The sequence below is a fragment of the Pseudoduganella sp. GW821-FHT05F09 genome (assembly GCF_059419605.1).
In genome coordinates, this window is sequence record NZ_JBWKSD010000002.1 from 117769 (window position 1) to 131328 (window position 13560).

General features: G+C 65.5%; 12 protein-coding genes. All 12 read right to left on the reverse strand.

Going from position 1 to position 13560, the window contains the following annotated elements; all coding sequences use genetic code 11:
• Positions 1-13: 13 nt before the first annotated feature.
• Positions 14-1183 (reverse strand): patatin-like phospholipase family protein, encoded by a 1170-nt coding sequence (locus tag AC07S4_RS05730; protein WP_494985727.1) that lies wholly within the window; start codon positions 1181-1183, stop codon positions 14-16.
• Between the two features lie 18 nt (positions 1184-1201).
• Positions 1202-2977, reverse strand: a complete 1776-nt coding sequence (gene ggt / locus AC07S4_RS05735) for a gamma-glutamyltransferase (RefSeq protein WP_494985728.1) — start codon at positions 2975-2977, stop codon at positions 1202-1204.
• A gap of 72 nt (positions 2978-3049) precedes the next feature.
• Positions 3050-3808, reverse strand: coding sequence for a 3-hydroxyacyl-CoA dehydrogenase (locus tag AC07S4_RS05740; protein WP_494985729.1), 759 nt, complete (start codon positions 3806-3808; stop codon positions 3050-3052).
• A gap of 89 nt (positions 3809-3897) precedes the next feature.
• Positions 3898-4347: a hypothetical protein gene (locus tag AC07S4_RS05745; protein ID WP_494985730.1), complete on the reverse strand. Its 450-nt coding sequence runs from the start codon at positions 4345-4347 to the stop codon at positions 3898-3900.
• 93 nt (positions 4348-4440) lie between these two features.
• Positions 4441-6591, reverse strand: coding sequence for a sodium-translocating pyrophosphatase (locus AC07S4_RS05750; protein ID WP_494985731.1), 2151 nt, complete (start codon positions 6589-6591; stop codon positions 4441-4443).
• Between the two features lie 189 nt (positions 6592-6780).
• Positions 6781-8535 (reverse strand): methyl-accepting chemotaxis protein, encoded by a 1755-nt coding sequence (locus AC07S4_RS05755; RefSeq protein WP_494985732.1) that lies wholly within the window; start codon positions 8533-8535, stop codon positions 6781-6783.
• A 167-nt stretch (positions 8536-8702) separates the two neighbouring features.
• Positions 8703-9359, reverse strand: a complete 657-nt coding sequence (adk, locus tag AC07S4_RS05760; protein ID WP_494985733.1) for an adenylate kinase — start codon at positions 9357-9359, stop codon at positions 8703-8705.
• Between the two features lie 188 nt (positions 9360-9547).
• Positions 9548-10333, reverse strand: coding sequence for a 3-deoxy-manno-octulosonate cytidylyltransferase (gene kdsB, locus AC07S4_RS05765; RefSeq protein WP_494985734.1), 786 nt, complete (start codon positions 10331-10333; stop codon positions 9548-9550).
• Between the two features lie 11 nt (positions 10334-10344).
• Positions 10345-10521 carry a Trm112 family protein gene (locus tag AC07S4_RS05770; protein WP_082219489.1) on the reverse strand — a complete coding sequence of 59 codons (177 nt, stop codon included), beginning with the start codon at positions 10519-10521 and terminating at the stop codon, positions 10345-10347.
• Positions 10502-11599, reverse strand: coding sequence for a tetraacyldisaccharide 4'-kinase (gene lpxK / locus AC07S4_RS05775; RefSeq protein ID WP_494985735.1), 1098 nt, complete (start codon positions 11597-11599; stop codon positions 10502-10504). Before lpxK ends, AC07S4_RS05770 begins: the two co-directional genes overlap by 20 nt.
• 93 nt (positions 11600-11692) lie before the next feature.
• Positions 11693-12115, reverse strand: coding sequence for an ExbD/TolR family protein (locus AC07S4_RS05780; RefSeq protein ID WP_161071783.1), 423 nt, complete (start codon positions 12113-12115; stop codon positions 11693-11695).
• A gap of 8 nt (positions 12116-12123) precedes the next feature.
• Positions 12124-12732 (reverse strand): MotA/TolQ/ExbB proton channel family protein, encoded by a 609-nt coding sequence (locus AC07S4_RS05785; RefSeq protein WP_494985736.1) that lies wholly within the window; start codon positions 12730-12732, stop codon positions 12124-12126.
• Positions 12733-13560 lie beyond the last annotated feature (828 nt).

Here is a 13560-nt window from a genome sequence, read left to right on the forward strand (position 1 = left end):
GCACTAGCGGGTCCTAGCTATTGAAGAAGGCCAGCACGTCGGCCTTGCGCGCATGCGTGTCGCGCTGCCCCAGGCGGATCAGCTCGCAGGTGTAGGTCGATTCAAACAGCAGGTAGGATGCGAGCGAGGAGCCGCGCGTTTCGGTCGCGCCTATGCCGGACAGCATGGTGCGTATCGGCGCCGGCAGGCTGCCGATATGGCGGCTGGCGATATCGTCCAGCCGCTCGGACGGCGCGATCACCAGCAGCTCGACCGGCTTGAGCGGCGTTTGCGACAGGTACTCCGGCGGCAGCAGCGACAGGGTCTTGTTGATGCGCTCCAGGCGCTCGATGTCCACCGCCAGGCTGTCGAGGAAAATCGAGGACAGAGCATGGCCGGCGATCTGCGCCAGGCTGGGGTAGCGCGCGGTCTCGCTGCGCTGCTGCACCGGCTCGGACAAGCGCCCCGCGCCGATCACCAGCACCTTGTCGGCGCCCAGGTGGATGGCCGGCGAGATGGGCGCGAGCTGGCGCATGGAGCCGTCGCCGCAGTATTCGTGCTGGCCGCCCAGGTAGAGCGGCGTGGCCGGGAAGATGAAGGGGATGGCCGACGAGGCCAGCAAGTGCTCCACGCCGATCTGGTCCTGCATGGCGATGCGCTGGGTGCGTATCCACGGCGCGATCTCGGCGGCGGTCTGGAAGAAGGTGACGTGCTGGCCGCCGGTGTAGGACGAGGCGGTGACGGCCAGCGCGTGCAGCAGGCCCTCCTGCAGCACCGTGTCCAGGCGCGGCAGGTCCAGCATGCGGTGCAGCAGGCTGACCAGCGGGGTGTTGTCGAGCAGGGAGCGCGGCGGCGCGGCGCGCCATTTGCGCAGCAGCCAGCCGAAGGACAGCAGCGACAGCCAGCGCGCGCCGGAACGGATCACGCCCAGCGAGTCGGCGCGGTAGACCTGCTCCACCGAGAAGTTCTGCCACACGTCGAGCAGCTTCTGCACGCCCTCGCTGAAATTGTCGGCGCGGCAGGCCAGCGCCGTGGCGTTGATGGCGCCGGCCGAGGTGCCGCAGATGATGTGGAACGGATTGCGCGAAGGCGGCCAGCCTTCTTCCCACAGGATCTCGTTGATCGCTTGCAGCACGCCCACCTGGTAGGCGGCGCGCGCGCCGCCGCCGGAAAGGACCAGACCTGTTTTCTTTTTCATTCCCATCTGACAAGAGTAGCAGGGTCAGTCGCCGCGCACAACGCCCTCGCGGCGCGGATCGGCGCCGCCAAACCACACTTCCTTGCCGTTGCGCGTGATGCGCATGATGCCCTGCAGGCCGGAGTTCTGCTCATACTGGCGCACTTCGTGGCCGCGCGCCTTGAGCGCCTCCACCACGGCCGGTGCCACGCGCGCCGCTTCCAGCTCGGTGGGGCCGTTGCGGCTGCCGAAATTGGGCAGGCTGATGGCCTGCTGCACGTCCAGCTTCCAGTCCAGCGTGCCGACCAGCACCTTGGCCACGTAGTTGATGATGGCCGAGCCGCCCGGCGAGCCGGTCGACAGCACCAGCTTGCCGGTGGCCTTGTCGAACACCAGCGTGGGCGACATGGCGCTGCGCGGGCGCTTGCCCGGCTGGACGCGGTTGGCGATGGGGCCGTTCTCGTCCACCGAATCGAAGGAGAAGTCGGTCAGCTGGTTGTTCAGGATGAAGCCGTCCACCATCTGGCGCGAGCCGAAGGCGTCTTCCACCGAGGTGGTCATGGAGATCACGTTGCCATAGGCGTCCGCCACCGAGAGGTGGGAGGTGGCCGGGCTTTCGATGGCGTTGTCCGCGCCCCAGGCCACGTTCACGGTCTCCGGCACGCCGAAGCGCGCGCTGCCCATGGAGCGCTCGCCGATCAAGGAGGCGCGCTGCTGCAGGTAGTGCTTGTCCAGCAGCGCCGCCGCGCCTTTGCCGGGCAGCGGCACGAAGTCGGTGTCGGCCACGTAGCGCGCGCGGTCGGCGTAGGCCAGGCGGCCCGCTTCCGAGAACAGGTGGATGGCCTCCACGCCCAGCTGGCCGTTCACCGGCGCGTAGCGCTCGATGCCCTTGGTCTCGAGCACGCCCAGCATCTGCGCGATGGCGATGCCGCCGGAGGACGGCGGCGGCATGCCGCACACGGTCCAGGTTTTGTAGTCGGAACAGACCGGGTCGCGCCGCTTGGCCTGGTAGGCGCCGATGTCGGCCGCCGTCAGCAGGCCGGGGTTGCTCGGGTGCGAGGCCACCTTGGCGGCGATGTCGCCGGCGATGCGGCCCTTGTAGAACGCGTCCGCGCCGCCCTTGGCCACTTCGCGCAGGGTGCGCGCCAGCTCGGGGTTCTTCAGCACGTGGCCGACCGGCCAGGGCTTCTTGTCAGGACCGTAGAAATAAGCGGCGGCCACCGGGTCGCGGGCGATGTATTTGTCCCAGGTCAGCAGGCCGTTCAGGCGCGGGCTGACGGCAAAGCCGTTTTCCGCCAGCTTGATGGCGGGGCCGAACAGCGTGGCCCAGGGCAGCTTGCCGTGCTCCTTGTGCGCCAGTTCCAGCATGCGCAGCACGCCGGGCGCGCCGGTGGAGCGGCCGCCGACCACGCCCGCTTCACGCGAGAGCGGCTTGCCGTTCGCGTCCTGGAACAGTTTTTCGGTGGCGGCCGAAGGCGCGGTTTCGCGGCCGTCGTAAGCCTGCACGCGCTTGCCGTCGAAGTGCATCACGAACGCCCCGCCGCCTATGCCCGAGGACTGCGGCTCGACCAGCGTGAGCACCAGCTGGGTGGCGATGGCTGCGTCGATCGCGCTGCCGCCCTGCTTGAGCATGTCGTAGCCCGCAGCGGAGGCGTGCGGGTTGGCCGAGGCCACCATGTATTTTTCAGCGACGACGCCGGTCTTTTCGGTGTAGCCGGTGGCGATTTCAGGCGCGCGCTGGGCGCTGTCCTGGGCGTAAGCGGTGGATGCCGATTGTGCGGCCAACAGTGCGGCCAATGCCAGCGCATGCAACTTGATCATGTAAGCTCCAAAAATAAATCGGGCGCGCAACCAAGGCTGCGCGCCCGATGACTTTCGCATCCTACAGCAAGTTTATTTCGGTTGCATCCTGATAGCACCGTCCAGGCGGATGGTTTCGCCGTTCAGCATCACGTTTTCGATGATGGACTTGGCAAGCATGGCGTATTCGGACGGCTTGCCCAGGCGCGGCGGGAACGGCACCATCTTGCCCAGCGCGTCCTGCACTTCGGCCGGCATGCCCAGCAGCATGGGGGTTTCGAAGATGCCGGGGGCGATGGTCATCACGCGGATGCCGCTGCGCGACAGGTCGCGCGCCATCGGCAGCGTCAGGCCCACCACGGCGGCCTTGGAGGCGCCGTAGGCCGCCTGGCCGATCTGGCCGTCATACGCCGCCACGGAGGCGGTGTTGATGATGATGCCGCGCTCGCCGTGCTCGGCCGCTTCGGTCTTGCCCATGGCGTCCGCCGCCAGGCGGCACATATTGAAAGTGCCCACCAGGTTGATGTTCACGGTGCGCTGGAACACGTCCAGCGGATGCGGGCCGTCCTTGCCCACGGTCTTCACGGCCGGCGCCACGCCGGCGCAGTTGACCAGGCCGCGCAGCGTGCCCAGCGCGGTGGCCGCTTCCACCACGGCCTTGCCGTCCGCTTCCGACGTCACGTCGCACTTGACGAATACGCCCTTCAGTTCGGCAGCCAGCGCCTGGCCGGCTTCGGCCTGCACATCGGCCAGCACCACCTTGCCGCCCGCGTCCACGATCATGCGCGCAGTCGAGGCGCCCAGGCCCGATGCGCCGCCGGTGATGATGAATACGTTGTCCTTGATTTGCATGTCTTCCCCTATCCGCTGGTTGTTTTACGAACAATTGATACTTGACGTTTTAAGTTTACGTTTACGTAAGCGTAAATGCCAATTGTAGCTCAACACTGCACCCACTGGCCATCCGTGCGGCAGGGACGGCCGGACGGGTCCAGCACCACCGGGCCGGTGCCCTGGTAGCGGGTGCCGGAGGCGTCGCGGCAGCCGGCGGCGTCGCATGGGCCCAGGGGGCGGGTGGAGGATGGCGCCACTGTGGCCGGGGGCGGGAGCGGGACCGGCAGATTAGCGGTGGCTGGCGGACGCGCAAGCTGCGGCAGCGGGGCTTGCTCCGCATGGCGGCGCTGGGCGAAGTTGCGGGAAGGCGCGGGGCGGCACGGTTCGACCAGCAGTTTCTTGCCGCCAGGGGCGAGCGAGCAGATGGGCAGCTTGCGGAACGCTTCGGCGGCCGATTCGCCGCCGGAGGCGTCGGGGACGACGCGCGGCGGCGTTGTAGCTTGCTGCGCACAGGCGGGCTGCGATATGAGCAGCCCGGCAAACAGCAGAGTTTTCATGGCGTTCTCCCGCAGCGCAGCGATGGCACATGATAACGCTGCCCTGCCCGCCATGGCGCACGGGCGCGCGCCCATGGCCGGGCCGAGATGCTGCTACGTGCCGGGCGCCTGCAGAGCCGGGGGCGGTGCGACAACGGCGGCGGGCGCTTGCAGCGGGGCGGCGGCGTGCATGGGCGCTTGCGGCGTGACCGACAGCCAGCCCGACGCGGGCAGCAGCGGCACCAGCAGCAGCGCAACGATGTTGATGATCTTGATCAGCGGGTTGACCGCCGGTCCCGCCGTGTCCTTGTACGGGTCGCCCACGGTGTCGCCGGTGACGGCCGCCTTGTGCGCGTCCGAACCCTTGCCGCCGAAATTGCCGTCCTCGATGTATTTCTTGGCATTGTCCCAGGCGCCGCCGCCGGTGGTCATGGAAATGGCCACGAACAGGCCGGTGATGATGGTGCCCATCAGCAGCCCGCCCAGCGCCGCCGAACCGAGCAGCATGCCCACCAGCACCGGCACCAGCACCGGCAGCAGCGAAGGCACGATCATTTCCTTGATGGCCGACGCGGTCAGCATGTCCACCGCCTTGTGGTATTCCGGCTTGCCGGTGCCGTCCATGATGCCCTTGATGTCGCGGAACTGGCGCCGCACCTCCACCACCACGGCGCCCGCCGCGCGGCCCACCGCCTCCATCGCCATGGCGCCGAACAGGTACGGTATCAGGCCGCCGATAATCAGGCCGACTATCACCATGGGGTTGGACAGGTCGAAGGTGATGCTCTTGCCCACCGATTCCAGCGCATGCGTGTAGTCGGCGAACAGCACCAGCGCGGCCAGGCCGGCCGAGCCGATGGCGTAGCCCTTGGTGACAGCCTTGGTGGTGTTGCCCACCGCGTCCAGCGGGTCGGTAATGGCGCGCACCGAGTCCGGCATGCCGGACATTTCGGCGATGCCGCCGGCGTTGTCGGTGATCGGGCCATAGGCGTCCAGCGCCACGATAATGCCGGCCATCGACAGCATGGCGGTGGCGGCGATGGCGATGCCGTACAGGCCGGACAGCTGGTAGGACACCAGGATGGCCGCGCACACGGCCAGCACCGGATAGGCGGTGGACTTCATGGACACGCCCAGCCCGGCGATGATGTTGGTGCCGTGCCCGGTGGTGGACGCCTCGGCGATATGGCGCACCGGATGGAAGTCGGTGCCGGTGTAGTACTCGGTGATGTAGACCATCAACCCGGTCAGCACGATGCCGACCACGGTCGAGCCCATCATCCTGTAGCGCATGGCGTCGTCCGGCCACACCTGCCAGGTGACGGCGGCAAAGCCCACCAGCGACAGGCCGGCCGCCCACCACAGCCCGGTGTACAGCGCCGACATGATCTTCTTGCCCGGCTTGGCCTTGACCATGGAGCAGCCGACGATGGAGGCCAGGATGGACACCGCGCCCAGCAGCAGCGGATAGACGATGGCCTGGGTCGGCGCATTGACGATCATCAGCGCGCCCAGCAGCATGGTGGCGATCAGGGTCACCACATAGGTTTCGAACAGGTCGGCCGCCATGCCGGCGCAGTCGCCGACGTTGTCGCCCACGTTGTCGGCGATCACGGCCGGGTTGCGCGGGTCATCCTCGGGGATGCCGGCTTCGACCTTGCCCACCAGGTCGGCGCCCACGTCCGCGCCCTTGGTGAAGATGCCCCCGCCCAGGCGGGCGAAGATGGAAATCAGCGAAGCGCCGAAGGCCAGGCCGATCAGCGGCTTGATCACGTCGTGCGGGGTCAGCGTGGGATTGGGGTAGCCGTTGGAGGCCAGGCCGGTCAGCAGCGCGTAGAACAGCACCACGCCCAGCAGGCCCAGGCCCACCACCAGCATGCCGGTGATGGCGCCGCCCCGGAAGGCGACGTCGAGCGCTTCGTTCATGCCCTTGGTGGCGGCCTGCGCGGTGCGCACATTGGCGCGCACGGACACGTTCATGCCGATAAAGCCGCAAGCGCCGGACAGCACCGCGCCGATCAGGAAGCCGAGCGCGGTTTTCACGTCCAGCAAGACGCCGATGGCGATCAGCAGTACGATGCCGACCATGGCGATGGTCTTGTATTGCCTGCCCAGGTAGGCGGCGGCGCCCTCCTGGATCGCAGTTGCGATTTCCTGCATGCGCGCGTTGCCGGCATCCTGCCGCAAAATCCAGCTGCGCGCCCATAAACCATACACCACGGCGATCACGCCGCAGGCTACCGCGAACCAAAGGCTTGCTGTCATATTGTCCCCTTCGTTTGTTATCAAGCTCGATCACTACAGCCTTACGAACTGCGTACTGCGCTGACGCGCCCGCCGGTTGTTGGCGGGCTAAAACAGAAGTTGATATCGAGTCTACAGCAAACGTGGAAAATTAAGCAATTCACACGTGAATTGATTTTTCTCCAATGTGGGGATTTTGTGAACAGCCGGTCAGAATTCCTCCCAATCGTCGCCGGCAGCGGCTGCGGCTGCGGGTTTGCGCGCGGCGCCGGCCGCAGGAGCAGGACGGGCCAGCTGCGCGGCGGGCCTGGGGGCGGGCTTGGCGGCGGCCTTGGCCACCGCCGGCCGGGGCGCCGGCTTGCGCGCGGCGGCCGGAGCGGGCGCCGCGCGGTGCGCCGCCATGCCGTCCAGTTTGAACACGCTGACCGCCTGCGCCAGCTCGCTGGCCTGGTCCTGCATGGACTGCGCGGCGGCGGCGGCCTGCTCCACCAGCGCCGCATTCTGCTGGGTGGCGTTGTCCATCTCCGTGATGGCGCCGTTCACCTGGTCGATGCCCGCGCTCTGCTCCTGGCTGGCACTGGTAATGTCGCCCATGATGACCGTAACGCGCTCGATGCTGGCCACAACCTCCTGCATCGTGGCGCCAGCCTGCGCCACCTGGCGGGTTCCGGCGCCGACCTTGTCGACCGAATCGCCGATCAGGGTCTTGATGTCGCGCGCCGCCGCGGCGGAGCGCTGCGCCAAGTTGCGCACCTCGGACGCCACCACCGCGAAGCCCCTGCCCTGCTCGCCCGCGCGCGCCGCCTCCACCGCCGCATTCAGCGCCAGGATATTGGTCTGGAAGGCGATGCCGTCGATCACGCCGATAATATCGACGATCTTGCGCGAAGACTCGTCGATCGACTGCATGGTGCCCACCACGTCCGAGACCGCCTCGCCGCCTTTGCGGGCCACGTCCGACGCGGCCATGGCCATCGCATTGGCCTCGCGCGCATTGTCCGCGTTCTGGCGCACGGTCGAGGTCAGCTCCTCCATCGAGGATGCGGTCTCCTCCAGCGAACTGGCCTGCTGCTCGGTGCGCGAAGACAGGTCCAGGTTGCCGCTGGCGATCTCGCCGGACGCCGCCGTGATGGCGTCGGTGCCGCTGCGCACCTGGCTCACGATGCGCACCAGGCCGTGGTGCATGTCCTCCAGCGCCAGCAGCAGCTGGCCGGTTTCATCCTTGGCATGGCCGCTGCCCTGCGCGTTGCCGCCGCCCGGCTCGCCGGTCAGGTCGCCATCGGCCACGCGGCGGGCCAGGTCCACCGCCTCCCGCATCGGCCGCGTGATGCCGGTCGACAGCCACCAGGCGAAGGCCACGCTGAAGGCCACCGTCAAGGCCGTCAGCACCAGCTGGAGATTGCGGCTTTGCGCGGTAACCGCGTCGATCTGGCGCGCAGCGTCGTCGATCTGCTTGTTCTGGTGCTCGAGCAGCTTCTGCAGCATGGCCTCGTAGCCCTTGGCGGCGGGCTGGTACACATCTGCCAGCAGCTTGGCCGCCTCCTCCATATTGCCGGCCGCCTTGGCCTTGTTGATGCCGTCGCGCGAGTCCACATAACCCTTGCGGAACACGACCAGGTCGGCCATCAGTTTTTTATCTTCGTCGGTGGTCAGGAGCTCGATCTGCTTGATCAGCTCCTGCGCGCGCTTGGTGGAGGCCGCGATGTCCTCGGCGAAGAAGCCCGCCAGCGAGGTGTCGCTGCTCTTGGCGATGGCGGTGGTGCGGCGTATGCCGGCGTAGACGATGCGATACCACTCGGAGATCAGGCGCTCCTTGGCCAGCGGCACTTCCATCATGGCGCGGGTGGCGTCGGCGCTGCCCTGCAGGCGGTAGATGCCAAAGCCCGTATTGAAGATCAGCCCGGCCAGCAGCACTGTGAAACCCAAGGCCAGCCGGCGGCCTATGCTCCAGTCTCTCATATTCATTTTTTGCCCCCTGTGATGTACGGAATCCCCACGTCTAGTGTAGTAGCGCGGCGGCGTACCGTCTGTTGTACTTTGGAACAACTTGTTGATGAGCTTGCGGAGGGGCGGAAACGACGAGGCGGACCGATGGGTCCGCCTGCGGAGGGGTACTGCGGGGTGTGGGAAGCTTAGTTCGACAGGGCGGCGAACGCGCGGTCGCGGATTTCTTCCACGGCGCCCACGCCTTCAATCTTGCGGTACTTCGGCGCTACGCTGTCACCGGACTGTGCCCAGCTGTTGTAGTAGCCCAGCAGAACCTCGGTCTGGTTGTGGTACACGTCCAGGCGCTTCTTCACGGTCTCGGCCTTGTCGTCGTCGCGCTGCACCAGGTCTTCGCCGGTGACATCGTCCTTGCCTTCGACTTTAGGCGGATTGAATTTCACGTGGTAGACGCGGCCCGAGCCGGGGTGGCAGCGGCGGCCGTCCATGCGCTCGATGATGGAAGCGTCCGGCACCGAGATTTCCAGCACGTAGTCCACTTTCACGCCGGCGTCCTTCATGGCGTCCGCCTGCGCGATGGTGCGCGGGAAGCCGTCGAACAGGTAGCCATTGGCGCAATCGGCTTCTTTCAGGCGCTCTTTCACCAGGCCGATGATGATGTCATCCGATACCAGCTGGCCAGCGTCCATCACCTTTTTTGCAGCCAGGCCCATTTCCGTGCCGGCCTTGATGGCCGCGCGCAGCATGTCGCCGGTGGAGATCTGAGGAATGTTGTATTTTTCCTTGATGAAATTCGCTTGGGTGCCCTTGCCGGCTCCGGGTGCTCCTAACAGAATGAGACGCATGAAAAGTCCTAAAACGATTATAAGAATCTGGTGGTATGGTTGGAAATGCTGACGCTTCGTCTACCTTCGTCACGAAACTTACCACAAAACGCCCGGCTGACGCCAGTTTGTGGACGATTTGGCATGCCAAAAACACGAAAGAGTCAAGGAAAAGAAAAAAGCGTGGACAATCCGCCTCGCGGCCCGGCTCAGGCCGCGTAATGACGGCGCACGCGCTCCAGGTCTTCCGGCGTATCGACCCCGGCGGCGGGGGCCGCGTCGGTCACATGCACCGCGATCGGATAGCCGTGCCACAGCACGCGCAGCTGCTCCAGCGCCTCGATGGACTCCAGCGGCGACACCGCCAGCTGCGGATAGGCCTGCAGGAAATCGTTGCGGTAGGCGTACAGGCCGATATGGCGCAGCGGCACATAGGGCGCGCCCGAGGCGGCATCGGCGCCCGGCAGCACGCTCTTGTCCTTGGCGAAGGCGTCGCGGTGCCACGGGATGGTGGCGCGCGAGAAGTACAGGGCGCGGCCGGCCTTGTCCAGCACCACCTTCACCACGTTGGGATTGAAAGCGTCCGCCGCCTCGTGCAGCGGGTGGGCGCAGGTCGACATCGGCACGTCGGCGCCGATGCAGGCGGCGGCGGCGGCCAGCAGCGCGGGATCGATCAGCGGCTCGTCGCCCTGCAGGTTGACCACCACCGCGTCCGGCGCCAGGTTCAGCGCGCGCGTCACCTCGGCGATGCGGTCGGTGCCGGAAGGATGGTCGGCGCGCGTCATGCACACCTCCACGCCGTGCTGCGCGCAGGCGGCGCGGATGTCCTCATGGTCGGTGGCGACGATGATGCGTGGTGTGTCCGCCCCCGCGCCGGCCTGCGCGGCCCGCTCGGCCACGCGCACCACCATGGGCTTGCCGCCCAGGTCGGCCAGCGGCTTGTTCGGCAGGCGGGTCGACGCCAGGCGCGCCGGGATAATAACGACGAAGCTCACGGGACCGGTCCTTATTCCACCGCATCCTGCAGGGTACGGGCCTCATCGGCCCACATGATGGGGATGCCATCGCGGATCGGGTAGGCCAGGCGGTCGCCGCGGCAAATCATTTCCTGGGCTTTTTTATCGTACTCCAGCGGGCCCTTGCAAACGGGGCAGACCAGGATATCAAGCAGACGAGCATCCACGACATTTCTCCACAATGTATTCGGCCAGCGCGGCATCGATGCGCGCTGTCACCGGAACCACCCACAAGCGCGGGTCGTCCCTCAGTTCTTCAATTTGGGCACATTTTACTGCATCCTTCTCGGTCATCAGGATGAGATCCGCATCCAGGCCGTCGAAGGGGCGGTCGAGGAAATCATGATGGTCCGGCAAAGGCAGCTCGATGACCTCCAGCCCGGCGCCGCGCAGCATGCCGAAAAAGCGCGCCGGATTGCCGATGCCGGCCGCCGCCGCGATGCGCAGCGGGCGCCGCGCCAGCTCGGCCAGCGGCACGCGCTCGCTGCGGTCGGCCAGGCGCTCGGCGGTATCGCCGGCCAAGACCATCTGCACCGGCACCGACGCCTGGCCGGTGGCCGCCGCGCGGCCCAGCGCGCGCTGGGCCATGCTGGACAGCGGCGCCACGCTGTCGGCCAGCTCGGCGCTCAGCACGGGCGTGTTGACGACGGTGAAATCGCGCCGGCGCGACGGCGGCTCGCGCAGCGGCCCGGCCGGCAGCAGCCAGCCATTGCCCACGCCGCGCCCGTCGAAGAGCACAATCTCCACGTCCCGCTGCAGCTTGTAATGCTGCAGGCCGTCATCGGCCACCAGCACATCGACGGCCGGATTCAGGGCCAGCAGCGCCCTGCCCGCTGCGGCGCGGTCGCGGCCCACCATGACCGGGCAGCCGGTGCGCATGGCGATCAGCAGCGGCTCATCGCCCACCTCCTGCGGCGTCGAGCGCGGCCCGACTTGGCGCGGCGCGCCGTCCTTGCTGCCGAAGCCGCGCGAAATCACGCCCGGCGTAAAGCCCGCCTGCTGCAAAGCCTGCACCAGCCAGATGGTCAGCGGCGTCTTGCCCGTGCCCCCGATAAAGATATTCCCCACCACCACCACCGGCACCGGCAACCGTTCCGACTTCAGCAGGCCCAGGCGGAACAGCGCCCCGCGCAAGCCGGACAGCGCCCCAAACAGCAGCGACAGCGGCCACAGCGCGCACGCAAGCGGCCCCTTGCGCAGCCAATTGCGCGTCAGCGTCGATTCAAGCAAGGAAGTTCTAGGCATAAAAAGTCAATTAGCAGCCCCAGCCCCAGGCGGCCTGAGCCGCATTCGGGGTCTGACCCCGAATGCGGCTCAGGCCGCCTGGGACACAGATTCTTATTTGGCGGTGCCGGTCTGGGCGGCGAAGGTGAGCTTGTCGTAGCCGGCCAGGCGCGCGGCTTCCATGACGTTGATGACCATCTGGTGCATGGCGAACTGGTCGGCATTGATGATGACCACCGGCGATTTGGCGTCCTTGGCCGCGCTCTTCAGCGACTCGGCCAACCCGGCCACGTTCTGGAACGACACCGGCACGTTGTTCACCGTATAGTTGCCCTTGGCGTCCACCGTCACGTTGATTTCGTTGGGCCGCTCGTGCGCCTTCTCGGCCTCGGCCGTCGGCAGCGTGATCTGCAGCTCGGTGAACTTGCTGTAGGTGGTCGTCACCATCAGGAAGATCAGTATCACCAGCAGCACGTCGATGAAGGGGATCAGGTTGATCTCCGGGTCTTCCCGGTGCTGGCCGCGGCGGAAGTTCATGGCCATGGTCAGGTTTTCCGCGAGCAGTGGACCACGTCGACAAATTTGACCGCCTGCTGCTCCATCTCGATGATGAAGCTGTCCACCAGCGCGCGGAAGTGGCGGTAGAACACCAGCGTGGGCATGGCGATGGCCAGGCCGAAGCCGGTGTTGTACAGCGCCACCGAGATGCCGTGCGCCAGCTGCGCCGGATTGGTGCCGGTGGCGTTCTGCGCGCCGAAAATCTCGATCATGCCGACCACCGTGCCGAACAAGCCCATCAGCGGGGCCAGCGTGGCGATCGTGCCCAGCGTGGTCAGGAAGCGGTCCAGCATGTGGGCCACGCCGCTGCCGGCTTCTTCTATGGTTTCCTTCATCACTTCGCGCGGCGACTCGATGTTGCGCAGCGCGGCCGACAGCACCACGCCCAGCGGCGAGCTCTGTTCCAGTTTCTGGATCACGTCCGGCGTGACGTTGCCGCTGCGGTAGACGCCCACCACTTCGTCCAGCAGCTGGCGCGGAATGATCTTGGCGCGGCGCAGGAACAGCAGGCGTTCAATGATGAGGGCGGTGGCGACGATGGAGGCGATCAACAAAGGCCAGATGGGCCAGCCTGCTGCTTGGATAATGGCGAGCAAAACGAACTCCTGTGTTGGGGGCTGCAGGCAGGAATGCCTAGACGCGCAATGTATCTTGTTGGGGCCTGATCGGCAAGTGCCACGCCTTGCCCTGACTTATCCGCCATTCTGCACATTTTCTGTGGACAAGATTGTTAGCAAGGCATCCCAGTTCGCATTAAGTCCTTGATCCGTAAGAAAAAACTTGCCATGCGTAAAAATATCGCAGCGCCCAGCCCGGCCGCGCGGAAACAACTGTCCACACTTCTCCCCATATTCTGTTGATAAGATTGTTAGCAAGGACATTGATGAACAGCAAAGTCTTTGATTCGTAAGCACTTTTTTGCCGTGCGCAAAAATTTCGCATATGGCGAGAATAGCCTGTTTTTGTATGGTTCTTGATATGAAAACCCAGCTTTCCTCAGCCGTTTTTGAACAACTTCTTCATTCTGCACAAAAACTGTGGACAAAATTGTGCGCAAGCTCAAAGTTTGCATGTTAAGTCCATGATTTATAAGACTAAAACACCAAAGATTAAAAAACAGGCAGCCAGCGGCACTCAGCCACCGCCGGTTACTTTCTACTAAGCACGTGTACAACTGTGCACTTCTGCACATATTATGTGGATAAGATTGTGCGCAAGGCCAAAAATCACATGCTATCCCCTTGATTTAAAACACTTTAGTTTCATTGATTAAATTTTAGACAGCGACTTCGGCGCGCCGGCCGCCGGCTGGCCTGCAACTTTGGCCACTGGTATCCAAGTGGAGTTCTGCACATCTTCTGTGGATAAAATTGTGAGCAAGCCCGCGCGGCAAGCATTAAGTACCTGATTTATAAAGTAAATAT